This is a genomic window from Polynucleobacter sp. AM-26B4, from assembly GCF_018882285.1.
In the GTDB taxonomy this organism is placed as follows: domain Bacteria; phylum Pseudomonadota; class Gammaproteobacteria; order Burkholderiales; family Burkholderiaceae; genus Polynucleobacter.
The window spans coordinates 987622-1013333 of the sequence record NZ_JACVOT010000001.1 but is presented as its reverse complement, the minus strand read 5'-3'; the positions used below and the strand labels follow the sequence as shown (position 1 = coordinate 1013333).

Sequence of the window (25712 nt, the reverse complement as noted above, 5' to 3'; positions counted from 1 at the left end):
CATGAGCACCTTAGATCAAGCGCCGCTGGGCAAAAACTCTGATAACCCAAATCAATACAGTCCTGAGCTTCTGTTTCCAATCTCACGCACCGAAAACAGACTAAAGATTGGAATTAAAAATACTGAACCACCATTCTTTGGTATTGATATTTGGAACGCCTACGAGCTCAGCTGGTTGAACGCCAAAGGAAAGCCTCAGCTTGCGATTGCGACCTTCTTGGTTCCAGCCAATTCACCAAACATCATTGAATCAAAATCGTGGAAGCTATATCTCAACAGCTTGAATAATCATTGCTTTCAATCCACAGAAGAGTTAATTCAAACGCTCAAAAATGATTTATCCAAAGCTGCTGGCGCAAGTGTTTCGGTGCAATTAAATGCGCCAGAACAGCAATGCGCCAAGGGCATGAAAGAGATGACTGGAAAATTGTTAGATCGACTCGATTTAGAAATTGATCCCAAGCAGTTACCAGATGCTGCATTACTCACATCAGACACAAGCCTGGGCATCGTTGAAGAATCATTGGTCAGCCATCTATTGCGCTCTAACTGCCCCGTGACTGCTCAACCTGATTGGGCAAGCATTCAAATCAACTATGTTGGCCCAACCATTGATGAAGAAGGTTTACTGCGCTACTTGATTTCTTTTAGAGAGCATCATGAGTTTCATGAGCACTGCGTTGAAAAAATCTTCATGGATATCAAAGAAAAATGCCGCCCTAGCAAGCTATCGGTTTACGCCCGATATACACGCAGAGGCGGCATTGATATCAATCCATTCAGAGCTGATTACAACGCTGAGTGGCCAGACAATGTCCGCCACTCACGTCAATAATTAAAACGGAATATCGTCGTCGATATCGCTGATACTTGGGCTGCTCATCGGAGCAGATGATCTTGGCGCTGATGAAGCAGATGAACCTTGGCTTGGCATACCGCCATCAGAAGATCCAGGCGCTTTGCCACCCAACATTTGCATGGTTTCAGCAACGATTTCTGTAGAGTATTTTTCCTGACCGCTTTGGTCAGTCCATTTGCGCGTTCTTAAACGGCCTTCTACATAAACCTGTGAACCTTTTTTGAGGTATTTTTCTGCTACCTCAGCCACCTTGCCAAAAAACGCAACGCGATGCCATTCAGTGTTCTCACGCATCTCGCCAGATTGCTTGTCGCGGTAACGATCAGTGGTAGCAATTGAAATATTTGTCACTGCGTCACCACTTGGTAGGCGACGAGTTTCTGGATCACGGCCAACATTACCCACAATGATTACTTTATTAACTGATGCCATTTTTGTCTCCCGAAGAAAAGTTTGTTGTACCGAAATTGATCGAATTAAGTTGGTGAGTTAACTTTTGAAGGCAACTCTCTCATCGATAAAGCGATTATAAGCCAGGCAAAAATCAGTGCTGCACAAGCATAAAAAACACTTGATTCACCACCCCATTGCAATAACCAGCCACCGCCCAATCCGCCAATGAATAAGCCAATTGATTGAGTGGTGTTGTAGATGCCCAAAGCAGTTCCTTTGGCTTGACTAGCCCAACGAGAAACCAAAGACGGTTGCATCGCTTCCAAAATATTGAAACCGATGAAATAAATCAGCACTGCGGTTGCAATTGCTGGCAGGGTGTCAAAGCTAGCAATGATTAGCTGAGCAACCATCATAGAAAGAATGCCGAAGATAAAGGCTGGCTTGATGCGTTTTCTTCTCTCGCTCATCATGATGATGGGTGCCATACAAGCGAAAGAAATCAATACAGCAGGCAAATAGAGATGCCAATGCGAAACCAAAGGCAAATCGGCTTTGACTAACAATCTAGGCAAGGTCAAAAACAATGCGATTTGGGCTGCATGCAAAGCAAACACCCCAAAGTTCAATCTTAATAAATCAGCATTAAAGAAAACATCAGAAAACTTCGCTGTGAATGGCGTGTTCGACTTTTCTTGCTGTGGCACCACGAACAAGGCCAACAAAATAGCCCCAATCCCCAAAATAGCCATCAGATAGAACATGCCATCCAAACCGATCGATTCATGAAGAGGAGAAGCCAACACCAAAGATATGGCAAATGTCAGGGCGATGCTTCCGCCAACCATGGCCATGGCTCTTGTGCGAGTTTCTTCCTTAGTTAAATCTGCTAACCATGCGGTCACTGCTGCTGAAACAGCTCCAGCACCTTGAATCGCTCGTCCCACGATGATCCACATCAAATCATCATGACTACCCGCTATTACCGCCCCCAAAACAAACAGTAAAAGTCCAGCAACAACGACTGGTCTTCGACCGTATTTATCAGAGAGCATTCCTAGTGGTATGTGCAGGCAGGCCTGAACAAGACCGTAGACCCCTAAAGCTAAACCCACTAATAGGGCTTGATCACCGCCTGGCAAGCCTTTGGCGTGCATGCTAAAGACTGGCAGGATTAAAAACAGCCCCAACATGCGTAGGGCAAAAATGCCGGCCAAAGCCAAAGATGCGCGAAGTTCTGTTTTTTCCATAAAGAAGAGCTATATTAACTGGTTACGCAGAGAAAAATCATGGATACGATAAAAATCAGAGGTGCTCGCACCCATAACCTTAAAAATATCAATCTTGATATTCCAAGAAACCAATTGGTTGTCTTAACTGGCTTATCTGGATCGGGTAAAAGTTCTTTGGCCTTTGATACGCTTTATGCCGAAGGACAACGACGCTACGTAGAGTCTTTATCTGCCTATGCCCGTCAATTTTTGCAATTGATGGAAAAGCCAGACGTTGACTCTATCGAAGGTTTATCTCCTGCTATATCAATAGAGCAAAAAGCCACCAGTCACAATCCCCGCTCCACCGTTGGTACCGTGACTGAAATACATGATTATTTGCGTTTACTTTTTGCGCGCGCCGGAACCCCTCACTGCCCAGAACATCAGCTACCACTAGAAGCTCAAAGTGTTTCACAAATGGTGGATGCAGTCATGTCAATGCCTGAAGACACCAAGCTAATGATCTTGGCGCCCGTTGTGAGCGAAAGAAAGGGCGAGCACGTCGATCTATTTGAAGACTTGCAAGCACAAGGTTTTGTGCGTTTTCGAATTCGCTCAGGTGGCGGCACTGCTTTACACAACAAAGCAAAAATTTACGAAGTAGATGAGTTACCTAAGTTAGTTAAAAACGAAAAGCACACGATTGATGTGGTGGTAGACCGTATCAAAATAAAAGCAGACATTCAGCAGCGCTTAGCTGAGTCTTTTGAAACAGCATTGCGCTTGGCTGATGGCCGTGCAATCGCACTTGAAATGGACACAGAAAAAGAGCAACTTTTTTCAAGTAAGTTTGCCTGTCCTATTTGCTCTTACTCTTTACAAGAATTAGAGCCAAGATTATTTTCATTCAACAACCCCATGGGCGCTTGCCCCAGTTGCGATGGTTTGGGCCACATCAGCTTTTTTGATCCAAAGCGCGTGGTAGCGCACCCTGAACTATCTCTTGCCTCAGGGGCTATTAAGGGATGGGATCGTCGTAATCAGTTTTACTTCAGGTTGCTACAGAACCTTGCCAAGCATGCCAAGTTTGACTTGGAAGCTCCATTTGAGGAGTTACCAAAAAAAGCCCAAGAACTCTTGCTGTTTGGATCAAACAATCAAGATATTCCTTTTGAGTATTTAAATGAAAAAGGCAAGGTCGTTATTCGAGAGCACGCCTTCGAAGGCATTGTGGCTAACTTTGAGCGACGCTACAGAGAAACTGACTCGCCAACCGTGAGAGAAGAACTTGCAAAATATCAAAACAACAAGCCATGCCCAAGTTGTGAAGGGACGCGCCTAAGAACTGAAGCCAGAAACGTCAAAGTGGGTGATGGCAAACAAGCTCGCGCGATTTATGAAGTCAGCAACTTACCTTTGGGTCAAGCACGCGACTACTTCCTCTCTTTGGAATTAAAAGGTGCCAAAAAAGAAATTGCAGGAAAAATTATTTCCGAAATCGGTGCACGTCTCAGCTTTCTCAATGATGTTGGTTTGAATTATTTATCTCTAGATAGAAGCGCCGACACCCTGTCAGGAGGAGAAGCTCAACGCATACGCTTGGCCTCACAAATTGGCTCGGGTTTAACTGGCGTCATGTACGTTTTGGATGAACCATCCATCGGTCTTCATCAACGCGACAACGACCGACTCATTGGCACGCTCAAGCACCTGCGAGATTTAGGTAATTCAGTTTTGGTGGTTGAGCACGATGAAGACATGATCAGAGCTTCTGACCATGTGATTGATATTGGCCCTGGTGCTGGAGAACATGGCGGCAAAATCATTGCAGAAGGCACGCCAAAAGAAATTGAATCGAATCCAGATTCATTAACAGGCGCTTACCTTTCAGGTAAAGAAGCCATTCAGGTTCCTAAAAACAGAACTCCTGTGGGAGAGCATTCTCTAAAAATATTAGGTGCGACAGGAAACAACCTTAAAAATGTGGATGTTGAAATCCCCTTGGGATTATTGACCTGCGTCACAGGTGTATCTGGATCAGGCAAATCAACTTTGATCAACGACACCCTTCACCACGCCGTTGCACAGCATCTCTATGGCTCTAATGCAGAGCCAGCACAACACAAAGAAATCATCGGTCTAGAGCATTTTGACAAAGTGATCAACGTTGATCAATCTCCGATTGGCAGAACACCGAGATCAAACCCTGCAACCTACACTGGTTTATTCACACCAATCAGAGAATTATTCGCTGGAGTTCCAGCCGCTCGTGAGCGTGGTTATGAAGCCGGGAGATTTTCATTCAACGTCAAAGGTGGTCGCTGCGAAACATGTGAAGGCGATGGCGTCTTAAAAGTTGAAATGCACTTCTTACCTGATGTTTATGTTCCTTGTGATGTGTGTCACGGAAAACGCTACAACCGCGAAACTTTGGATATTCGTTACAAAGGTAAAAATATTCACGAAGTTTTATCGATGACCATTGAGCAAGCTCATGAATTCTTTGAAGCAGTGCCAACAGTCAAACGAAAACTAAAAACATTGCTCGATGTTGGTTTGGGTTACGTCAAACTGGGACAAAGTGCCACCACCCTATCAGGGGGTGAAGCGCAGCGTGTGAAGCTCTCCTTAGAACTTTCAAAACGAGATACTGGTAGAACTTTGTATATTTTGGATGAGCCCACCACCGGTCTTCATTTCCACGATATTCAACTCTTGCTCAAGGTGATTCACACCCTGAAAAAGCATGGCAACACCATTGTTATCATTGAACATAATTTAGATGTCATCAAGACAGCCGACTGGATCATTGATTTGGGCCCAGAAGGTGGCGGCGGTGGCGGTGAAATTATTGCGGTCGGTACCCCTGAAAAAGTTGCTAAAGTAGCAAAAAGCTACACTGGCAAATACCTGGCCCCCTTATTGAAATAGGTCTAAAGACATATACTCTAGCCATGACTCATCAAACTTCTGCACAAAACCAGCGAGCCATTGATTTGGCTAGAGAAACTTTGGCCATTGAAGCTGAAGCAATTTTGACGCTCCAAAAAAATCTCACGCAAAAAAATGCTGAGAAATTTGCCTACGCGATTGAATTGCTTTTGGCTTGTAAAGGTCGCATCGTGGTTTCTGGAATTGGTAAATCTGGTCATATCGGTAGAAAAATTGCAGCGACTTTTGCGTCCACTGGTTCGCCTGCCTTTTTTGTTCACCCAGCGGAAGCAAGTCATGGTGATTTAGGCATGGTCACCCAACATGATGTCTTTGTGGCTTTTTCAAACTCTGGTGAAACCAGTGAACTGACTGCCATTGTTCCCATCATCAAAAGAACGGGTGCAAAACTCATTGCACTGACAGGCAATCCAGAATCATCATTGGCCTCATTGGCAGATTCGCACATCAATGTGTCAGTCGAAAAAGAAGCGTGCCCTCTCAATTTAGCGCCAACTGCCAGCACGACTGCCGCATTGGCCATGGGAGATGCTTTAGCTGTTGCTTTGCTTGATGCCAGAGGATTTAAACCTGAAGATTTTGCACGCTCACATCCTGGCGGTAACTTGGGAAGAAAATTACTCACCCATGTTCGTGATGTGATGAGAGGTGGGGCAGAGGCTCCTCGCACAAATATCAAAGCAAGCATCACCGATGCTTTACTAGAAATCACTTCCAAGCGCATGGGCATGACCGTGGTGGTGGATGACTCTCAAAAAGTTGTTGGCATTTTCACCGATGGTGACTTGCGTCGATTGATTGAAAAAAATATTCAGTTTCAAGGCACATCCTTAAAAGATGCCATGACCCCAAATCCAAGAACCATCTCCCCTGATCTTTTGGCAGCTGAAGCAGTTGAAATGATGGAGCGTCATCGCATCAATCAGCTCGTGGTTGTAGATGCAAATGGAGCTCTCATGGGAGCACTCAACCTTCATGATCTTTTTGCAGCACAGGTTATTTAATATGTCTAACGCATTCAGCCCGATGGTCACCAACCCATACACAGAACACCCGCAGGCACTTGATCGTGCTGCGAACGTCAAACTACTTGTTTTAGATGTGGACGGTGTTTTAACTGATGGCAGCTTATTGGTTGGTCAAGATGGCAAAGAAGCCCTCAAGATTTTTGATAGCCTGGATGGTCACGGTATCAAATTACTTCAGTCAACCGGCGTGATTGTTGCCATCATCACAGGGCGTACTTCGCCGATGGTCGAAGGTCGGGCCAAAGAATTAGGCATCAAGCATGTGCAAATGGGCGTCTCTGAAAAATTCAAAGCTCTGCAAATATTGTTGGAGCAAACCAAGCTAACACTCTCAGATTGCGCAGCAATGGGTGACGATTGGCCAGATTTGTCAGTACTGCCAAAAGTTCATTTTGCTGCATGTCCTGCTCAAGCACATGAAGAAGTGAAAAAACGTGTGCACTTTATTACCAAGCGCTCAGGTGGGGCCGGAGCAGTTCGTGAAGTTTGTGACTTGATCTTAGTGGCTCAAGACAACTATCAGCGCTTACTTCAAGAGTCTTTATAAGCATGGGAATCATGGCCCAAGTTTTAAAGTTCTTGCCAATGCTGTTGATGGCATTCTTGACTCTGGGCACTTATTGGATGGTTCAAATGAATGAGCCAAATCTAGATACCGAAAAACAAAAACGTCACGTTCCTGACTACATCATGGATGGCATTGTTGTTACCACCTTGGGCCCTGAAGGCAATACAAAATTTCGTGTGGTTGGTCAAAAGTTGACTCATTATGAAGATGACGCCAGCTCAGAAATAGATTGGCCTATCGCCAGAAGGTTCCATGAAACAAAGCCTGCTATCACTGTTAAATCAGACAAGGGCTTCCTTGATGGCGACATGACAATCTTAGACTTGGTCGGCAATGCAAGTCTTACTCGCCCGGCTCAAGCAGCCACGGCAACGCAAGCTGGTAGCGCAAGATTATTCATGAGCTCAAGCAAATTCACAGTTCTCATGAATGATGACATTGTTAAAACAAATCGCCCCGTTAATTTAGAGCAAGGTCAATCAATCATGACTTCGCAAGAAGGTGCTGTTTTTGACAATGTTCACCAAAAACTCACCATGATTGGCCAGGTCAAAGGACGCATTGAATCAGAATCCAAAGGTAATGCGCCGTGAGGTTTCGCTTAAGCACTTACTCCTTCTGCTTGTGCATCTATATGGCACTTGGGCTACTCGCCACCCCCGCACTCGCAGAAAAAGCTGACAAAGACAAACCAATTGCCTTAAGCTCGAATAAAGCTCAATTTGATGACGTCAAACAGATTTACTATCTTGAACGCAATGTTCTTTTAATCAAAGGCTCGCTGATCATCAAAGGTGAAAAAGCTGAAGTCAAAATTGACCCTGAGGGATATCAATTTGTCACCATTTTTGCCAAACCAGGCGAACTGGCCAGTCTTCGTCAAAAAAGAGACACGGGATTTAACGATTTCATTGAGGGCTTTGCCGAATTAATTGAATATGATGGAAAAACAGATATTGCCATTCTTCAGAAACAGGCCAGAATGAACCAAATATCTGGCACAAGGGTCACCGACCAATTGAATGGTGACAAAATTCATTATGATGGAAACACAGAAAAATATAATGTTGTTTCTAAAGCATCTGTGAAATCAACCTTGTCACCGAGAAGAAAAGAATTAACAGGACCTTCAAAATAATGAGTACTCACCAATCCACCCTCACCGCTGTTGGTCTTCAAAAAAAATATGGTTCAAGAACTGTTGTTACTGAAGTGGGCGTTGAAGTAAAAAGTGGTGAAGTGGTGGGCTTATTGGGTCCCAATGGTGCTGGTAAAACAACTTCCTTTTACATGATTGTTGGTTTAGTTCCACTAGATGGCGGTGAAATCAGTCTCAATGGGCAAGACATTACTCACTTACCAATCCATGAGCGAGCCAAGCTTGGTCTATCTTATTTACCTCAAGAAGCCTCTGTATTTAGAAAGCTGACTGTTGAAGAAAATATTCAGGCTGTTCTAGAGCTTCAAGAAGAAAATGGCAAACCACTGTCCAAAAAAGAAATACAAAGCAGATTAGATTCACTGTTGCAAGAATTACAGATTTCACATTTGCGCAGCAATCCAGCGATGTCATTGTCCGGTGGCGAACGTCGAAGAGTTGAAATTGCAAGAGCACTGGCATCACAGCCAAAATTTATTCTGCTTGATGAACCGTTTGCTGGCGTCGATCCGATTGCGGTTGGTGAAATTCAAAGAATTGTGAGATTTTTAAAAGATCGTCAAATTGGCGTATTGATCACCGACCACAATGTTCGAGAGACTTTGGGTATTTGTGATCATGCTTACATCATCAGTGAAGGCAAAGTCTTGGCCTCAGGCAAACCATCTGCCATCATCGATAACGAAGCCGTTCGAAAAGTGTATCTTGGTGAAAACTTCCGGATGTAATTTTTAAAGCAAAAAACGTACCAATACAGCAATGACGGTCTAAAATGACCGTAACATGAAAGCATCTCTTCAGCTCAGATTCTCACAAAATCTGGCCTTAACGCCTCAACTGCAACAATCAATCAAGCTATTGCAGCTTTCAGCCATGGAGCTTGAGCAAGAGCTGATTCAGGCGGCTGAACAGAATCCACTGATTAACTACGAATCTGAAACCAGCTTTTCAGATAAAGAGCCCTTAGAACATTTTTCACATCGCAGCCTTGGAGCATCAAGGGGTAATCAATTCAGCGATGAAGACGATGATCGCCTATCAAGAGTTAGCTTGCCAGAATCCCTGCTTGATTCATTGATAGCTCAAATCAAGCTTCTACGCATCAGCCCCGAAGAAAAATCCCTCATGGGTTTTATTGCCGGAAACCTTGATGAACACGGCTACTTGGATATTGAACTGGAAGATTTAGCAGAAGAGCTCGCAACACATATGGACCCAGAAGATGGCAGCGCTCTTGAGCAAGCCAAAAGAGCCTTGATCAGATTGCAACAATTGGAGCCAGCAGGTGTTGGCGCCAGAGATTTGGCTGAGTGCCTGCGCCTGCAATTAGAAAACTTTACCGCTGACAATAAATTAACTGTGGCATGGAAAATTGCTCACAAGATATGCAGTGACTATCTTGATATTTTGGCCAACAAAGACTTGGCCAGAATTAAGAAACTTTTAAAAGTAGACGATGAAGATCTTCAGGACAGTATTCAATTAATCAAAACTTTAAAACATAACCCTGCATCAGAATTTGATATCCACGTTGATTCAACGCTGATTCCTGATGTCATCGTTAAAAACCATAAAGGACAGTGGACAGTCGCCCTGAACCCTGCCGCAGCCCCAAAAATAAGCCTGCACGAAGAATATGCAAAGGTCATCAAAGATAATCGTGGCAAAGAAGGCATGGATGGTTTACAGCAAAAACTACAAGAAGCTAGATGGCTGGTTAAAAATGTGCTACAAAGAAGTGACACCATCTTAAAAGTTGCAAAAGCAATCGTGGATAGACAGCAAAACTTCTTCAATCATGGGCCGATCGCTATGCGACCATTGGTTTTGAGGGAAATTGCAGACACGATTGGCATGCATGAATCCACAGTCTCTCGCGTAACCACTCAAAAATACATGGCCACTCCTGCTGGCTGTTTTGAGTTCAAGTACTTTTTTGGCAGCCAAATATCCACCGATACAGGCGGCTCCGTATCTTCAACAGCCATCAGAACTTTGATCAAACAAGCTGTTGCCGAGGAAAATAAAGAAAAACCCCTCTCAGACACTCAAATCGTTGATCTGCTGGCTTCAAAAGGATTTGTGGTGGCTAGACGAACAATTGCTAAATACAGGGAATCTCTGCGCATCCCTGCCGTTCATTTGCGTAGAAAACAATAGGGAGCAATAGATGAATATAAAAATCTTGGGTCATCACGTCGAAATTACCCCTGCGATGCGCTCGCACTTAGAAGATAAATTAAAAAAAATCAGCGGCCATTTCGACCAAGTACAGAACATCACGGTCACTTTGTCTATTAATAATGAAAAAGAGAAGGATTTAAGAAATCACGCAGAAATCACGCTGCACTTGAAAGGTAAAGACCTCTTTGCCGAGGCCCACAATGGCGATATGTATCACGCCATGGACTTAGTCGTAGACAAACTCGACAGACAAGTACTCAAGCACAAGGAAAAAGTTCAAGATCATCACCATCAAACCTTGAAAAACACTTGATTAAATAGGCCAAGGCAATCTTATAATGCACTGCACACATGAACGCCTTGGCCCAACTCATCACCCCCAACAATATCTCCTTAGATATTGAGGTTTCTTCTCGTGAAGAGTTATTTATTTTCGTTGCACAACTCTTTGAAAAAAACCACGGCATTCCAGCAGATTCAGTCATAGCTTGTTTAGAAGAACGTGAAGCCCTTGGTTCAACCGCCTTAGGTAATGGCATTGCAATTCCTCATGGCAGAGTGAAGTTGCTTGAACAAGCTCATATTGGTTTTGTACGATTAAAAGAAAGCATCCACTTTCATGCAAGCGATAAGCAACCAGTGAAAGCCCTGGTCATCATGCTTGTTCCTGAGGCTGCAACTCAAGCTCACCTAGATATTCTTGCAAAAGTAGCTCAAACAATCTCAGACAACAATAATAAAAACATTCTCCTCACAGAGCCCAGTGCTGATAATATTTATCAATTACTGACCGCCTGGAATTAATCAAATGACCCAGCCACTCAATTTAGCCAGCGTCACCGCACAAACGCTCTTTGATGACAATATTTCTGAGTTGAAGTTAAGCTGGATTGCAGGCCTTGAAGGCGCAGACAACAGCTTCAGCTCTGAGGCAGTCAAACTTGCTTCTTCATCATCAGATCTTGTTGGTCACTTGAATCTTATTCACCCAGACCGAATGCAAGTTTTTGGTGTTCCAGAAATTAACTATTACGAAAAATTAGATCCTGAAAATCGCAAACGTGAACTTGCCGGGTTGATATCTTTAAAACCACCGTGCTTAATCGTTGCCGATGGATGCGAGCCACATGATGACTTGGTACTTTATTGCCAAAGATCATCAACGCCTTTATTTAAATCTACCACCTCAGCCGCAGAAGTTATTGACCGCTTGCGTTTATACCTGACCAAAGTTGGCGCACCGCGCGTCACAATGCATGGCGTTTTCATGGACATCTTGGGTATGGGTGTTTTAATCACAGGTGACTCAGGCTTAGGTAAAAGTGAATTAGGTTTAGAACTTATTTCAAGAGGTCACGGCTTGGTTGCTGATGATGCCGTTGACTTTGCCCGACTAGGTCCGGATTACATCGAGGGCCGATGCCCGCCAATCTTAAGAGACCTTCTAGAAGTGCGCGGTCTTGGTCTTTTAGACATTCGCACTATTTTCGGTGAAACAGCTGTTCGACGCAGAATGAAGTTAAGACTCATTGTTCAATTGGTTCGAAGAAATGATGGTGAATTTGAAAGATTACCAATTGATGGTCAGTCAATCGATGTTCTTGGCTTTCCGATTCGCAGTGTAAAAATTCAAGTGGCAGCCGGTCGAAACTTAGCGGTGCTAGTCGAAGCTGCTGTGCGCAACACCATCTTGCAATTGCGTGGCATTGACACATTAAAAGAATTCATGGAACGCCAGCGTCAGTTAATGGCATCTGAAGACTCAAATAAAAATCAAAGTCGTCTCATTTAATATGCGTGTCTTCATCATCACCGGAATCTCTGGCTCAGGCAAATCAGTTGCCTTGAATGCCCTAGAAGATGCCGGATATGATTGTGTAGACAACTTACCCGTCGATTTCATCCATGATTTAGTTCAGTCACTCAGCAAACAAGGCAGAGAAAAGATCGCCGTTGCTGTGGATGCACGTCGCGGACAGTCCATCAAAGAACTTCCAGCCATCATTGAACAACTCCAGCAAAACCATGATGTGCGAGTTTTGTTTTTAAATTCAAACACAGAAACCCTGGTACAACGCTTCTCAGAAACACGCAGAAGACATCCCCTATCAAAACCTGATGACAACAGAACCCCTCAGGTTGCATTGATTGATGCCATCGAAAAAGAGCGTTTACTTTTGGCCGATCTTGCAGAGACTGCACACAACATTGATACCAGCCATATCAAAGCCCACACCCTCAGATCTTGGATACAAGATCTCTTAAAAGATGAACGTCCAGGTTTAACCATTTTATTTGAGTCATTTGGATTCAAACATGGTGTTCCAAGAGATGCAGATTTGGTATTTGATGTTCGCTGCCTACCAAACCCACACTACGATCCACAATTAAGACCATTGACCGGCAATGATCCTGAAGTGGCTAACTTCTTGAGAGAGCATCCTGAAGTTCAAGCGATGGGTGACGATATACGTCGCTTTATTGAAACCTGGCTACCAAAGTATCAAGCCGATAGAAGAAGTTATTTAACCATTGCTATCGGCTGCACAGGCGGACAACATCGCTCGGTTTATTTGGTGAATTGCTTATTTGATTATTTCAAAAAGAAATCTCAAGCGCTTGCTGAAGATGATCTTCACTTACTCATTCGCCATCGCGAACTAGATCTAAATTCTTTAAAAAAAGAGACATCGGCTTAGGTAAACCCAAGCCAGCAACATCATTCAGTGCGAACCACTGTTGATTCTCCTGTAAACGAATACGCTTCTTTAGATGTACTTTGATGGGCTTGATGGTCATCTGTCGGTGTGTGAGCACGTGCTTAAAAGCAGGCATTACTTGAGATGGTTCTTTTGCTAGCTCTTGGCTCTCTGGAAAACACCACAAGCCTGCCCAAATTCCTTTTTCAGGCCTTTTTTCCAATAAGACTTTATTTTGATGAATCATCACCCACCAAGTCATATCAATTTTTTCAACTTTGACTTTTTTAACTTTCAAAGGAATTTGATTGATTCGTTCATTTAAATACGCAACACATGACTTCTTGAATGGACATAAGCCATTTTGCGGGTCGATACATGCTGGCTGATATTGGGTGCAGTGCGTAGCACCGAAATCCATCAGCCCTTGCGTATAAGCAATCAGATCAGACTTTTTGTGAGGCAATAAACTTTCCGCGTGAGCCCACAATTGATTCGCGTGCAGAGCCTTGCTTAAGTCTTGGTCATACCCCCAAATTCTGGCCAACACCCTTTTGACATTTCCATCCAATATGGCAGCTCTTTTGCCATACGCAAAGACCGCAATGGCAGCAGCTGTTGATCTGCCAATGCCTGGCAAAGACTCTAATATTTTCGGATCACTTGGAAAGACCCCATCATGATCAGTCATCACGGATTGCGCACACCGATGTAAATTTCTGGCACGCGTGTAATACCCCATACCACTCCATTGCGCCAAAACTTCATCGACTGTTGCAGCACCCAAACGCTCAACGCTTGGGAATATTTTTAAAAACTCATCATAACGATTCAACACCGTTGAAACTTGAGTTTGTTGCAACATGATTTCTGACAACCAAACACGGTAAGCAGTTCTATTTTTTTGCCAAGGCAAATCATGACGACCTGATTTTTTTTGCCAATCAATCAAATCTTGCGTGAAGTTTTTTACTTCTGAAAATTTCATTACTTTTTCTGACATTTCGAACAGAAGTAAGTCGACCGCTGTCCTTGAACTATTTGTTTGATGGGTGTTTTGCACTTAAGGCACGGCAACCCAAATCGATCATAAACTTTGGTTTGCAACATGAAGTGCCCAGGATTACCGTCGCTGTTCACAAAATCTTTCAAGGTGCTTCCACCTGCCTTGATCGCCCGACTCAATGTATCTTTAATCGCTGATGCCAACATCGATGCTCTCGGCTTAGATAGCTTTCCCGCTGGCATTTCAGGATGAATGCCTGCTAAAAATAGACTCTCTGAACAATAAATATTGCCGACGCCAACCACTGCCTGGCCAGCCAGCAACCATTGCTTGATAGAAATTTGTCGGCCTTTTGCATGTGCGAATAAATGCGGGCCTGCCTTCTCATCAGAAAAATCATCTGAGAATGGCTCAACACCTAATTTAGCAATCAGTGGGTGGCGTTCGATTTCACCATCCTCATCAGCCGCCCACAAGACAGCGCCAAATTTTCTGGGGTCATGTAAGCGCAGTAATTTTTTGCCAAAGCCAATTTCAACGCGATCGTGTTTTTTTAATTCATCTTTTGGATTTGCCACCCTGAGAACACCGGTCATGCCCAGATGAATCAACAAATACCCATCTTCCATTCTGAATAACAAGTATTTGCCACGTCGTTTAATTTGCGTAAGTTTTTTACCTAACAGCAATTTGTTTAAATTCTCAGGCACAGGCCAACGCAAGCGACCATCGTAAATGGCAACACTTGTCACAGTTTTACCGACAACATGGGGCTCTACCCCCTGTTTGGTAACTTCAACTTCTGGCAATTCAGGCATATGCCAATTGTAGGCGGTGAGATTAGAATGTGCTTATGACAATAAAACTTAAATTTTTGCTCAGCATTATCTTTGCCACAACCAGCCTCCAGGCATGGTCCGCTCCGGCCAAAGGCCTTTCGGCAGAGCAAATGTTTCAAATCTTGGCATCAGAAATCAGCTTGCAACGCGGTGAAGCATCCACTGCCTACCAAACCTATATGAGCATGGCCCGCTCTCTTCGAGACGGCCCGCTGGCTCAAAGAGCGATGGAAATAGCGATTGCCGGTAATTCTCCAGAATTGGCTTTAGACGCCGCAAAGCTTTGGGATGAAATCAACCCTAAAGATGCCAAAGAAATCTTAACAACTCTTTTTATGTTGAATCAACGATGGGCTGAAAGTGTCAAACCAGCTCAATTGCAATTGAGCCAATTAAAAATCATCGCTGCCAAAGAAAAGTTAATTAACTCTTGGCGCCCGCTTTTAGCCAGGGCTCAAGATGAAGAAGCCAGTCTCATAGCATTCTTCAACATACTTCAAGCACCCATTGCTCAAATCAACGACATAGATATTCTTTATACATACTCACTGGGTGCTGAGAAGGCAAAAAATTATGATGCGATGGAAAAAACATTGCGCAGAATTATTCAAAAAAAGCCTGATGAAAAAAATGCACTCAATGCCTTGGGTTACTCCTTCGCCGATCGGGGCATTAAGCTTGGTGAAGCTGTCACCCTTTTGAAAAAAGCCCATCAGTTGGCACCCAATGATATGTATATCTTGGATAGCCTTGCATGGGCTAACTTTCGCTTGGGCAACAAGAATCTTGCGATTGAGCAGTTAAACAAAGCCTTTGAAACCAAGCCTGAAGCAGAAATCGGCGCTCACTTGGGCGAAGTTCTTTGGTCCAATCAAGACCGTCAAGGTGCAGATACCGTCTGGAGAAAAGCCGAAACATTGGATGCCAACAATAAAACCTTAAAAGACACCATGGCCAGACTTTGGCCAGACAGAGTCCCAAGCTCGTCAAAAAAATCTCCTCAATTATGGGATGGTCGCTTTGCGGTTAAAGTCAGCGGCAAAGATTCTAAAAATGGTGGCAGTGGCGCATTCACCCTGAGTCATGAAGCTCAAACGGATATCTTAGATATCAGAAACCCGATGGGTGGCGCCATGGCAAAAATCACCATCAATGCTTCAGGTGCAAAGTTAGAGGATGGTGACAAGATTTTTGAAGCGCATGATGCTGATGCATTGTTACAAAGCTATACAGGACTGCCTTTGCCAGCAAGAGGTTTATCAAAATGGTTAAACGGTGAGGCAAGAGTTGGTGCGCCGGCCAGCATTGAAAGAGACGAACGACTAAGGGCTCAAAAAATCATTCAAGATGGCTGGACCATGACATTTCTGTGGACTGAAAAAAATCAAATAAAAAAACTAGACCTTGCGAGAAAATCAACGGCCGGTCTGATTGAGATAAAAATAATTTTTGAAGAGCTTGATGACTAACGCATTTCATATCAAGGCTCCAGCAAAAATAAACCGCTTTCTTCACATTGTTGGACAAAGAAAAGACGGATATCACTTATTGCAATCTGTTTTTCAGTTGATTGATCTTCATGATGATATTTATCTGACTGCTTCGGCTGATGGACTCGTGCATCGTCCAACAGGCGCCCCAAACGTACCTCCCGAAGAAGATCTGGTTGTTCGAGCCGCCAAACTACTTCAGGAATATACCCATACAAACCAAGGCTGCACCATTCAAGTTGAAAAGCGGATTCCGATGGGTGCAGGTCTTGGTGGCGGATCATCTGATGCGGCAGCAACACTCTGGGGTCTGAATGAATTATGGAATCTGAAATTAAGCCGCCAGGAATTGATGCAATTAGGGGTCAAACTGGGAGCTGATGTGCCCTTTTTCTTATTTGGTGAAAATGCTTTTGTTGAAGGTATAGGCGAGCTTCTTCAAGCCGTAAGCCTTCCAAAGTCCTGTTTTTTATTGATTTATCCGAAGGTTCACATACCAACTGTAGATGTCTTCAAAGACCCAAATTTGACGAGAAATCACCCAACCGTTACAATCTCAGACTTTATTGATTCACCCAATCTTGAACAATTTGGCAATAACGATTGTGAAGAGGTTGTGATTCAAAAGTATCAGGAAGTTGCAGCAGTATTAAACTGGCTTCGCCAACAGGCTCCTCAATCGAGCCCAAGGATGTCAGGATCAGGTAGCAGCGTGTTTGTTGCTCTTGAAACTGATTTAGCCAATCATTTACTGAGTCAGCTACCTAATCAATGGATCGGTTTTGTGGTTCGGGGTCTAACAAGGCATCCGTCATACAATCCAAGTTCATAGGAGTAGATGCGAGAGGGGAGTCGCCAAGTTGGTTAAGGCACCGGATTTTGATTCCGGCATGCGAAGGTTCGAATCCTTCTTCCCCTGCCAAAACTTGTCGCATAATCTAACTACTCATTCATAAAACACCAAATATGACAAAAGAACCTATGCAACATGAAACCATGATGGTTTTCACTGGCAACGCCAATCCTGCTTTGGCCAAGGCCGTGACTGATCACTTAAAGATTCCTCTTGGAAAAGCTGAAGTTGGTCGCTTTTCAGACGGTGAAATTCAAGTAGAAATTCAAGAAAACGTTCGTGGCAAACATGTGGTGGTTCTTCAATCAACCTGCGCCCCTGCCAATGACAACCTGATGGAGTTGATGATCATGGTTGATGCATTGAAGCGTGCATCTGCAGGCAGAATTACCGCAGTGATTCCTTACTTCGGCTATGCACGTCAAGATAGAAGACCTAGATCTGCCCGCGTAGCGATCTCTGCTCGCTTAGTAGCAAACATGCTCCAACAAGTTGCCGGTGTTGACCGTGTTTTGACCATGGATTTGCATGCTGACCAAATTCAGGGATTTTTTGATATCCCGGTTGATAACATTTACGCCTCACCAATCCTTTTGACCGATCTTCAAACGAAAAAGAGCCCAGATTTATTGGTGGTGTCTCCAGACGTTGGCGGCGTTGTTCGAGCAAGAGCCCTGGCCAAACAATTGGGTTGCGACTTAGCCATCATCGATAAACGCCGTCCAAAAGCCAACGTTTCTGAAGTGATGCACGTGATCGGTGAAGTTGAAGGCCGTCACTGCGTCATCATGGATGACATGATCGATACAGGCGGTACGCTTTGCAAGGCAGCCCAAGTTCTCAAAGAGCGTGGCGCTAAGAGCGTGGTGGCCTACTGTACCCACCCAGTTCTATCAGGTGGTGCTGTTGGTCGTATCGCTGAATCCGCTTTGGATGAGGTGGTTGTCACTGATACCATTCCACTCAATGATGAAGCTAAAAAACTCAATAAAATCAGAGTTTTATCTACAGCGCCATTGCTGGCTGAGACACTCTCTCGCATCAGCACCGGTGATTCTGTGATGTCACTATTTGCTGATTCTTAATATATTCCCCTAAGAATCAAGCTTTTTACGATAGAATAGAGGGCTTTCCTGTTTGGTCGCGAACAGAAAAGCCTTTATTTTTTAATTATTTGGAGTTCATATGAAAGTTGTCGCTTACGAACGTAGCGTACAGGGAACGGGTGCGAGCCGCCGCCTGCGCAATGCTGGAAAAACACCCGGCATTATTTATGGTGGTACTGAAGCCCCTCAAGCTGTAGAGCTAGATCACAATGCACTTTTTCACGCTTTGCGTAAAGAAGCATTTCACTCATCAATTTTAGACATTGAAGTTGCAGGAAAGACTCAAAAAGCTCTTTTGCGTAACTATCAAATGCACCCTTTCAAACCATTGGTTTTGCACATTGACTTCCAACGTGTAGACATCAACAAGAAGATTCACGTGAAAGTGCCTTTGCACTTCGTGAATGCTGAAATTGCCCCTGCTGTTAAATTAGGCGGCGCGTTGATCAGCCACATTGCAACTGAAATCGAAGTAGTTTGCTTACCTGCAGACTTACCAGAATTCATTCAAGTTGATTTGAGCAAGATTGAAGTTGGTCACTCAGTTCACGTTAAAGACATTGCATTACCAAAAGGTCTTTCACTAGTGTCTCACTTAGAAGTTGAAAACCCAGTGGTTGCGAATGCTCGCATTCCAACCGTTAAGGCAGAAACTACAGAAGCTCCAGTTGCTCCAGCAGCACCTGTTGCAACAACTGCTAAAGAACCAAAGGAAGAAAAGAAGTAATCTTTTCAACCTGATGAAAAACCCGCGCTGCGCGGGTTTTTTTTCGCCCCAAAAATAGACTAAAGTAGCGTTATGTTCAAATTAATTGTTGGCCTTGGCAATCCTGGCACCAAACACGAAAAAGATCGGCACAATGCTGGCTTTTGGTTGCTGGATGAAATCGCACGCCTGCACCAAGGAAACTGGCAAGATGACCCTAAATTTTTTGGGCAAATCGCTAAAATTAAATTAGGCGCTGAAGACGCTTACCTATTAAAGCCTTCAACCTTTATGAATCGCAGCGGTCAAGCTGTGGCTGCCTTGTGTCGCTTTCACAAAATCAATCCAGACTCCATGTTGATCGTTCACGATGAGCTTGACTTAAAGCCTGGCGTTGCGCGCCTAAAGTGGGCTGGGGGCTTGGGTGGACACAATGGTTTAAAAGACATCAGCGCACACCTCAATACCAATGACTACTGGCGCCTAAGACTTGGCATTGGTCATCCACGTGACTCTGAAGAAGGTAAAAGAAATTTAGATGTGGCCGATTACGTTCTTAAAAAACCACGGCTTGAAGAGCAAATTGATATTGATCGAGCGATGTCTTGTTTTCTAAAAGTCATGCCGCTGATTGCAAAGAAGGACATGAGTACAGCCACCATGGAGCTGCACAGCAATACTTAACTAGCTGGTTTTGCCAGTGAGATTTTTGTATTTTTGCATCAACTGATCTTTGCTCTCCACATGCTCAGGATGAAGCGGGATGCAGTCCACTGGACACACTTGGCGACACTGAGGCACATCGTAGTGACCAACGCACTCAGTGCACTTATTGTGATCAATCTCATAGATTTCCAAACCCATGGTGATTGCATCATTCGGGCACTCAGGCTCACACACATCACAATTGATGCATTCGTCCGTAATCATCAGTGCCATTGATATACCCTAAATAATGTCATTAAATCTTTTTGGCCAACCATTTTTCTACTGAAGGAAATACAAACTTGCTCACGTCACCACCCAGAAGAGCAATTTCTCGAACAAATGTTCCAGAAATAAATTGGTACTGATCTGAAGGCGTCAAGAACAAGGTCTCAACATCAGGCAATAAATAACGATTCATACCAGCCATTTGAAATTCATATTCAAAATCCGAAACAGCTCTCAAACCACGAACAATCACACGAGCATTGTTCTTTCTGACAAAATCTTTTAACAAACCACTGAAGCCCTCAACACGCACATTGGTGTAGTGGCCTAAAACTTCACGAGAAATCTCAATTCTTTCTTCAAGAGAAAAAATTGGTTTTTTATTCTTGCTATCAGCAACACCCACAACCACTTCATCAAAAATAGACGATGCGCGACGAACCAAATCTTCGTGCCCCCTGGTAAAGGGATCAAATGTTCCTGGATATACAGCGACTGTCATGGTGCTCTCCCAACCTTAAGCAACTTATATTGTTTTAGGGGCCATCAAAGTACCAATTGCCACCCCGGAACGTATGGTACGACGAATTTCCCAAAAATCACCATATTCTGCAATTTCTTTCAATAATTTTTCAGGATTGATTTCTTTGGGGTGTTCAATATAAATGGCAGAACCACTATTTTTCTTGGTAATCCTGACCGCTTGCTTAAGGGCATCAATAAACAAGCCTGCCTCTGAAAATGGAGGGTCAATGAAGCAAATATCAATTGAATTATCTGGCTGCTTAGAAGCGCTTGTGATGGCGCTACCCTTGATGAAATCTGCAATACCCAAAGACCCATCCTTGGCTAAATTTTGATAGTTTTCTTTTAATGCATCGTATGCTTGTTTAGAGGCATCAATCATGGTGACTTTTTGAGCGCCACGAGACAAAGCTTCAAAACCTAATGCACCAGTTCCTGCAAACATATCAAAACATATCAAATCATCAACGCGCTGACCCAAACAATTGAACAAAGTTTCTCTGGTCCTATCTGCTGTTGGCCTCAAGCCTGGTGAATCAATCACCTTGATTGATCTTCCACGCCATGCGCCCCCAATGATTCTGACCTTGCCAGGTGTCATGGAGCCCCAACCACCACAGTCACCATCTGATTCACATCCAAATTCTTTTTAAATGCTGCAATGACCTGCTCCTTGGTAACTTTGCGCAGTTCATTGGTCCATTGATCCAGAGTATCCAAAGGCAAATCGTTCCAAGCAATACTTGAGACGTTATCCAATAATTTGCGATTGCTATCAATCCTCAAAGGAAATCCATTCACAAGATTATTTTTCGCAGCTTGAAGTTCTTCATCAGTTGGTCCGTTTGCAATGAAATCACCAATGGTTTTTTTCATCACATCAACTGCTAAATCAGCTTGGGCTTTTTGAGTTTGCATGCCAGCCACGTATGGGCCAATCTGTCTTCCTGGCGCGACATAGCTATAGACACTATAAGCCAAGCCTCTTTTTTCGCGAACCTCTTTCACAAGACGAGAAACAAAACCGCCGCCACCCAAAATGTAATTACCTACCAACATAGGGAAGTAGTCTGGATCTTTTCTTGCGATTGCAGGCATTCCCATTGAGATATGAGCTTGCTGAGCCTCATGAGGAATTTTGATCACTAAATTTGCTTGCTTATTTTTATCAAATTTCAAAACATCAGGAACTTGCTGCTGCTCTTTCATCTCTCTAGGTATCGATGACATCAGTCGATCAAGCAGTTGATCTAATTCAGCCCGTCCAATATCACCAACAACGGTGATTTTGCTTCCTTTTGCAGCATACCTCGAGGCATAAAAACGCTTGAGGTCCTCAGATTTGATGGCTTGAATTGTTTTGATGGTTGGCGAATCAGCAAAAGGATGTTGACCATACATTTGACGATCAAATTCTTTTGATAACTTTGTTTCAGGTTTCAAGTCAGCTTCTTTGATTGCTGAGACAGTCCGCTCCTGCTCTCTTTTAAGAATTCTAGAATCGAACACTGGTGCCTTCAGCACAGAACTTGCCAAATCAATAGCGGCTGCTTTTTTCTTTTCATCGCTCAAGGTGCGTAAACGCATACTGGCGCGCTCAGCACTAGCGCTGAAACTTAAACCTGCACCAAGATCAGCCAAACGATCAGATACAGATGTCTCAGACATCAGGCGCCCATTAACCATGGAACCCTTATCAATCAGGCTTGCTGTCATAGCAGCCAACCCCAACTTCTCTTTAGGATCATTGACTGAACCAGCATACCAATCAATTTGTAAATCAATCATCGGTATGGTTCTGGCTTCAACCAAATAAACCAAGGCGCCACTGCTATGCACCCAATGATTGATGACTGCATTTGCTTGAGTCAGCGTTGTGGCAAAACTTAAAACAATGGTTGCTAGTATTTTTTTCATCTTAGTGCCTCATTCCTGAAGGCATGGCTTGCGCATCAGCGGGTTTCTTTTGAATTGCTTGAGGATCTAAAGTTGCGACCGTTAATGAATCATCAATGAGGTATTTTTCAACTACTCTCTGAATATCTTCTGATTTAACTTTCTGGACATTGAGCAACATATCGTCCAAATATTTCCATGAAATACCGTTCATTTCTGCAATCGCAATTTCCATGGCCTGCGCAAAAATTGAATCACGTTTATAGATCTGAGATGAAACTAGCTGTGATTTAACCCGATCTAACTCAGCATTGCTCACACCATTGGCCTTGATGTCTGCCAATATCTTTCTGATTTTTTCTTCAATGAGAACAAGGCTTTTACCTTTAGCAGGGCTTGCTGAAATTGAAAATAGCTGCGGGCCTCTACCTGACATTCCGTAAGAAGCATCGACACTATCAGCCAAACGTTGATCTATCACCATTTGTCGATTTAATCTTGAGTTTGCATGCCCATCCAAAATGGCAGATAAAACACTTAGAGCATAAGGATCAATCACGTTCAAATCACTCGGCTCAATTTTTGGAGCTTTCCAAGCAAAAGTAATTGCTGGATTTTCTGCAGGTGCCTTCACCACAATTCTTCTCGTGCCAATTTGAGGAACTTCGATCTGAGGCTTTCTCTCCTTGATTTTTTTTGCAGGAACAGCTCCGTAGTATTTTTCTGCCAAAGCTTTGACATCACCTGGAAGCACATCACCACTTACCACCAATACAGCATTATTAGGGGCATACCAGTCTTGATACCACTCAAGCGCATCGAGGTAAGTCATATTTTTTAAATCATCCATCCAACCAATGATCGGGTGACGGTATGGGCTGTTGGTAAATGCAGTAGCCATCAATTGCTCATAAACAATGGCTTGCGATTGATCGTCCGTTCTCAAGCGGCGCTCTTCCATCACCACTTGAATTTCTTTTGCAAATTCTTCTTTATCGATTTGCAGGTTTTGCATGCGATCAGCTTCTAAGGCCATCATCGCAGGTAAATGACTTTTTTCAATTTGCTGAAAATAAGCCGTATAGTCTTTGCTGGTAAATGCATTGTCTCGACCACCAACAGCGGCTACTTTTTTAGAAAACTCACCTGGCTTTAAATTTTTGGTGCCCTTGAACATCATGTGCTCTAGCACATGAGCCACACCTGTTTTGCCATTGACCTCATCCATGGATCCCGCACGATACCAAATCATGTGTGCCACGGTTGGGGCACGATGATCCTCGCGCACAATCACTTTCATCCCATTTGATAGCTGAAACTCGTGAGTGTTCAGAGTTTTCTGGGGGGCATTTTGTGCATACGCGCTAAATGAAATAATTGCGGCACCACAAAAAGTTAGCGCACGACCTGCCAGGGTTGTTAATATGCTCATAATTAATCAATTGTATCGGTCATGTTCGGATTACGTAAAACCTTATCAAACCTATTTAATCTTCAAAAAGTTGATGAACAATGGTACGAATCCCTAGAAGAAGCACTTCTATTGGGAGATGTTGGCATGAGCGCCACTCAAACCCTGATCAGTCAACTTCGCCGTGAAGCAAAAAATCAAAAAGCTGAATCTGCTGATGATCTCAAGATGATTCTAGCCACATTGGTAGAAAAACTCTTAAGCAAACTTGAAAGACCCCAAAATCCACTGGAATTTTTACCTGTTAATCCAGGGCAGCCCACTGTATGGCTCATCGTGGGAGTTAATGGGGCTGGCAAAACAACCAGCATTGGCAAAATTTGTCATCATTTTCAGCAAACTGGGCGCAAGGTTTTATTAGGAGCAGGAGACACCTTTAGAGCCGCCGCTAGAGAGCAGCTGATCGCCTGGGGAGAACGCAACCAAGTGGCTGTCATCGCTCAAGAGAGTGGTGATTCAGCTGCGGTTGCCCATGATGCAGTCAAAGCCGGTCAATCACGTCAACAAGATATTGTCATCATTGATACCGCTGGCAGACTATCGACCCAAGCCCACCTCATGGATGAGCTAAAAAAAGTCAAACGAGTCATCGGTAAGGCACAAGAATCGGCTCCACACGAGACCATTTTGGTGATTGATGGCAACACTGGTCAAAATGGAATGGCTCAGGTCAAAGCCTTCCATGAGGCTCTTAATCTAACTGGCATCATCGTCACTAAGCTTGATGGAACAGCCAAAGGCGGTATCTTGTGTGCGATTGCCTCAGAACTATCGGATAACCCCCCCAGCGTTCTTGCGATTGGCCTAGGCGAACAACTGTCTGATTTGAAGCCATTCAATGCCTCAGAATTCGCTAAATCCTTGATTCCAAAATAATTTATTTCTATATAAATCATATGGTTATACATAAATTAGCACTCTAATGTCAGGAGTGCTAATATAGAGGTATGACTAATATGAATGCCATGATTCCAATGCAATTAAATGTGGGCAGTGTTGATGCTTACATTTCTAGCGTTAATCGTCTGCCCATGCTCAGCGCATCAGACGAGATTCGCCTTGCCCGCGAATTCAGGGATCATGAAAATTTAGACGCTGCCAAAACATTGGTGATGTCACACCTTCGTTTGGTGGTGTCAATTGCTCGCCAATACCTTGGCTATGGCATCCCTCATGCGGACTTGATCCAAGAGGGCAATATTGGCCTCATGAAAGCAGTAAAACGATATGACCCTGAACAAGGCACTCGTTTAGTGACTTATTCAATTCATTGGATCAAAGCAGAAATTCACGAATACATTCTTCGCAATTGGAGAATGGTGAAAATTGCCACAACCAAAGCTCATCGCAAATTATTCTTTAACTTGCGCAGCAACAAACCAACTTTGAATGCTCTTTCTCCATCTGAAATTGATCATCTTGCCAAAGCGCTGGATGTTCGTCAGGAAGATGTGCGAGAAATGGAGAAACGATTGAGTGGTGGTGATGTGGCCATTGAAGCAGACTCATCAGATGATGAATCTTATGCTCCAATCAACTGGTTATCAGACAATCGCTATGAGCCTTCTGAAGTATTGGCACGCGAAGAAGCACGTCAATTACAAGGGCCAGGCATTGAAAAGGCCTTGGCAAGCTTAGACGATCGCAGTCGCAAGATTGTGGCTTCGCGCTGGCTAGATGTAACGGATGACGGAACCGGCGGAAGCACTTTGCATGATCTTGCTGCAGAATTCAACATTTCCGCCGAGCGCGTGCGTCAAATAGAAGCTGCTGCGTTGAAAAAAATGAAGTTAGCATTAACTGCCTAAATCATTTTTTAACTCAACTGCTT

28 protein-coding genes and 1 tRNA gene are annotated in these 25712 nt (G+C 43.8%); 20 read left to right on the top strand and 9 right to left on the bottom strand.

From position 1 onward, the window contains the following. Window position 1 precedes the first annotated feature (1 nt). Complete coding sequence (gene queF, locus ICE88_RS05165) at window positions 2–835, top strand: NADPH-dependent 7-cyano-7-deazaguanine reductase QueF (protein WP_216250154.1); 834 nt, start codon at window positions 2–4, stop codon at window positions 833–835. On the opposite strand, the gene ssb is transcribed toward queF, so the two are convergent. Both ssb and ICE88_RS05155 read right to left on the bottom strand, forming a co-directional pair. Next, window positions 836–1291, bottom strand: a complete 456-nt coding sequence (gene ssb, locus ICE88_RS05160; protein ID WP_089514798.1) for a single-stranded DNA-binding protein — start codon at window positions 1289–1291, stop codon at window positions 836–838. 44 nt (window positions 1292–1335) lie between these two features. Further along, window positions 1336–2502 (bottom strand): MFS transporter, encoded by a 1167-nt coding sequence (locus tag ICE88_RS05155; RefSeq protein WP_216250150.1) that lies wholly within the window; start codon window positions 2500–2502, stop codon window positions 1336–1338. Between the two features lie 39 nt (window positions 2503–2541). Here ICE88_RS05155 and uvrA point away from each other — a divergent pair, with 39 nt between their 5' ends. Genes uvrA through rapZ form a run of 11 tightly spaced genes read left to right on the top strand, consistent with a single transcriptional unit; the run spans window position 2542 to window position 13056 of the window. Continuing rightward, window positions 2542–5397 (top strand): excinuclease ABC subunit UvrA, encoded by a 2856-nt coding sequence (gene uvrA, locus ICE88_RS05150; protein ID WP_216250146.1) that lies wholly within the window; start codon window positions 2542–2544, stop codon window positions 5395–5397. A gap of 23 nt (window positions 5398–5420) precedes the next feature. Beyond that, window positions 5421–6422 (top strand): SIS domain-containing protein, encoded by a 1002-nt coding sequence (locus ICE88_RS05145; RefSeq protein ID WP_216250142.1) that lies wholly within the window; start codon window positions 5421–5423, stop codon window positions 6420–6422. Window position 6423: 1 nt separating this feature from the next. Next, entirely contained in the window at window positions 6424–6993 is a 570-nt protein-coding gene (locus ICE88_RS05140) for an HAD family hydrolase (protein ID WP_216250139.1), read from the top strand. An 11-nt stretch (window positions 6994–7004) separates the two neighbouring features. Then, the gene (gene lptC, locus ICE88_RS05135) at window positions 7005–7607 is read left to right on the top strand and encodes an LPS export ABC transporter periplasmic protein LptC (protein ID WP_255535223.1); all 603 of its coding nucleotides are present in this window, start codon (window positions 7005–7007) and stop codon (window positions 7605–7607) included. Between the two features lie 41 nt (window positions 7608–7648). Further along, entirely contained in the window at window positions 7649–8152 is a 504-nt protein-coding gene (gene lptA / locus ICE88_RS05130; protein ID WP_216250131.1) for a lipopolysaccharide transport periplasmic protein LptA, read from the top strand. Continuing rightward, the gene (gene lptB, locus ICE88_RS05125; protein WP_216250129.1) at window positions 8152–8901 is read left to right on the top strand and encodes an LPS export ABC transporter ATP-binding protein; all 750 of its coding nucleotides are present in this window, start codon (window positions 8152–8154) and stop codon (window positions 8899–8901) included. Before lptA ends, lptB begins: the two co-directional genes overlap by 1 nt. Window positions 8902–8956: 55 nt before the next feature. Continuing rightward, the gene (rpoN, locus tag ICE88_RS05120; RefSeq protein WP_216250127.1) at window positions 8957–10333 is read left to right on the top strand and encodes an RNA polymerase factor sigma-54; all 1377 of its coding nucleotides are present in this window, start codon (window positions 8957–8959) and stop codon (window positions 10331–10333) included. Window positions 10334–10343: 10 nt separating this feature from the next. Continuing rightward, window positions 10344–10670: a ribosome hibernation-promoting factor, HPF/YfiA family gene (gene hpf / locus ICE88_RS05115; RefSeq protein WP_216250126.1), complete on the top strand. Its 327-nt coding sequence runs from the start codon at window positions 10344–10346 to the stop codon at window positions 10668–10670. Window positions 10671–10708: 38 nt separating this feature from the next. Further along, window positions 10709–11161: a PTS sugar transporter subunit IIA gene (locus ICE88_RS05110; RefSeq protein ID WP_216250125.1), complete on the top strand. Its 453-nt coding sequence runs from the start codon at window positions 10709–10711 to the stop codon at window positions 11159–11161. Between the two features lie 4 nt (window positions 11162–11165). Continuing rightward, on the top strand, window positions 11166–12149 hold the full coding sequence (hprK, locus tag ICE88_RS05105) for an HPr(Ser) kinase/phosphatase (protein ID WP_216250124.1): 984 nt from the start codon (window positions 11166–11168) through the stop codon (window positions 12147–12149). 1 nt (window position 12150) lies between these two features. After that, window positions 12151–13056, top strand: a complete 906-nt coding sequence (gene rapZ, locus ICE88_RS05100) for an RNase adapter RapZ (protein WP_216250123.1) — start codon at window positions 12151–12153, stop codon at window positions 13054–13056. Here the strand turns inward: rapZ and mutY are convergent. Both mutY and mutM read right to left on the bottom strand, forming a co-directional pair. Beyond that, complete coding sequence (gene mutY, locus ICE88_RS05095) at window positions 13001–14044, bottom strand: A/G-specific adenine glycosylase (protein ID WP_216250121.1); 1044 nt, start codon at window positions 14042–14044, stop codon at window positions 13001–13003. The two genes, rapZ and mutY, sit on opposite strands and share 56 nt — an antisense overlap. Continuing rightward, window positions 14044–14880: a bifunctional DNA-formamidopyrimidine glycosylase/DNA-(apurinic or apyrimidinic site) lyase gene (gene mutM, locus ICE88_RS05090; protein ID WP_216250119.1), complete on the bottom strand. Its 837-nt coding sequence runs from the start codon at window positions 14878–14880 to the stop codon at window positions 14044–14046. The genes mutY and mutM overlap by 1 nt, the downstream gene beginning before the upstream one ends. A gap of 131 nt (window positions 14881–15011) precedes the next feature. On the opposite strand from mutM, the gene ICE88_RS05085 reads away from it, so the two are divergent. The 6 genes from ICE88_RS05085 (at window position 15012) to pth (ending at window position 19740) form a co-directional block, all read left to right on the top strand. Next, window positions 15012–16370: an outer membrane lipoprotein LolB gene (locus ICE88_RS05085; protein WP_216250115.1), complete on the top strand. Its 1359-nt coding sequence runs from the start codon at window positions 15012–15014 to the stop codon at window positions 16368–16370. Beyond that, the gene (gene ispE / locus ICE88_RS05080) at window positions 16351–17223 is read left to right on the top strand and encodes a 4-(cytidine 5'-diphospho)-2-C-methyl-D-erythritol kinase (RefSeq protein ID WP_370624431.1); all 873 of its coding nucleotides are present in this window, start codon (window positions 16351–16353) and stop codon (window positions 17221–17223) included. The genes ICE88_RS05085 and ispE overlap by 20 nt, the downstream gene beginning before the upstream one ends. A 13-nt stretch (window positions 17224–17236) precedes the next feature. After that, window positions 17237–17313: transfer RNA gene (locus tag ICE88_RS05075), tRNA-Gln, on the top strand. A gap of 59 nt (window positions 17314–17372) precedes the next feature. Then, window positions 17373–18329, top strand: a complete 957-nt coding sequence (locus tag ICE88_RS05070) for a ribose-phosphate pyrophosphokinase (RefSeq protein WP_216251878.1) — start codon at window positions 17373–17375, stop codon at window positions 18327–18329. Between the two features lie 100 nt (window positions 18330–18429). Beyond that, entirely contained in the window at window positions 18430–19077 is a 648-nt protein-coding gene (locus ICE88_RS05065; RefSeq protein WP_216250114.1) for a 50S ribosomal protein L25/general stress protein Ctc, read from the top strand. 72 nt (window positions 19078–19149) lie between these two features. After that, window positions 19150–19740 carry an aminoacyl-tRNA hydrolase gene (gene pth / locus ICE88_RS05060; RefSeq protein WP_216250113.1) on the top strand — a complete coding sequence of 197 codons (591 nt, stop codon included), beginning with the start codon at window positions 19150–19152 and terminating at the stop codon, window positions 19738–19740. Here pth and ICE88_RS05055 read toward each other — a convergent pair whose 3' ends face one another. Genes ICE88_RS05055 through ICE88_RS05035 form a run of 5 tightly spaced genes read right to left on the bottom strand, consistent with a single transcriptional unit; the run spans window position 19741 to window position 23842 of the window. Next, window positions 19741–19995, bottom strand: coding sequence for a YfhL family 4Fe-4S dicluster ferredoxin (locus tag ICE88_RS05055; protein ID WP_216250112.1), 255 nt, complete (start codon window positions 19993–19995; stop codon window positions 19741–19743). A 22-nt stretch (window positions 19996–20017) separates the two neighbouring features. Then, window positions 20018–20491, bottom strand: a complete 474-nt coding sequence (coaD, locus tag ICE88_RS05050) for a pantetheine-phosphate adenylyltransferase (protein ID WP_216250110.1) — start codon at window positions 20489–20491, stop codon at window positions 20018–20020. A gap of 24 nt (window positions 20492–20515) precedes the next feature. After that, complete coding sequence (gene rsmD, locus ICE88_RS05045; RefSeq protein ID WP_216250109.1) at window positions 20516–21115, bottom strand: 16S rRNA (guanine(966)-N(2))-methyltransferase RsmD; 600 nt, start codon at window positions 21113–21115, stop codon at window positions 20516–20518. After that, entirely contained in the window at window positions 21112–22431 is a 1320-nt protein-coding gene (locus tag ICE88_RS05040; RefSeq protein ID WP_216250108.1) for a pitrilysin family protein, read from the bottom strand. Before ICE88_RS05040 ends, rsmD begins: the two co-directional genes overlap by 4 nt. 1 nt (window position 22432) lies before the next feature. Further along, entirely contained in the window at window positions 22433–23842 is a 1410-nt protein-coding gene (locus ICE88_RS05035) for a pitrilysin family protein (protein WP_216250106.1), read from the bottom strand. A 21-nt stretch (window positions 23843–23863) separates the two neighbouring features. Between ICE88_RS05035 and ftsY the strand changes: the two genes are divergently transcribed. Both ftsY and rpoH read left to right on the top strand, forming a co-directional pair. Further along, window positions 23864–24757 (top strand): signal recognition particle-docking protein FtsY, encoded by an 894-nt coding sequence (ftsY, locus tag ICE88_RS05030; protein ID WP_216250104.1) that lies wholly within the window; start codon window positions 23864–23866, stop codon window positions 24755–24757. Window positions 24758–24828: 71 nt separating this feature from the next. Continuing rightward, entirely contained in the window at window positions 24829–25689 is an 861-nt protein-coding gene (gene rpoH / locus ICE88_RS05025) for an RNA polymerase sigma factor RpoH (protein ID WP_255535220.1), read from the top strand. Window positions 25690–25712 lie beyond the last annotated feature (23 nt).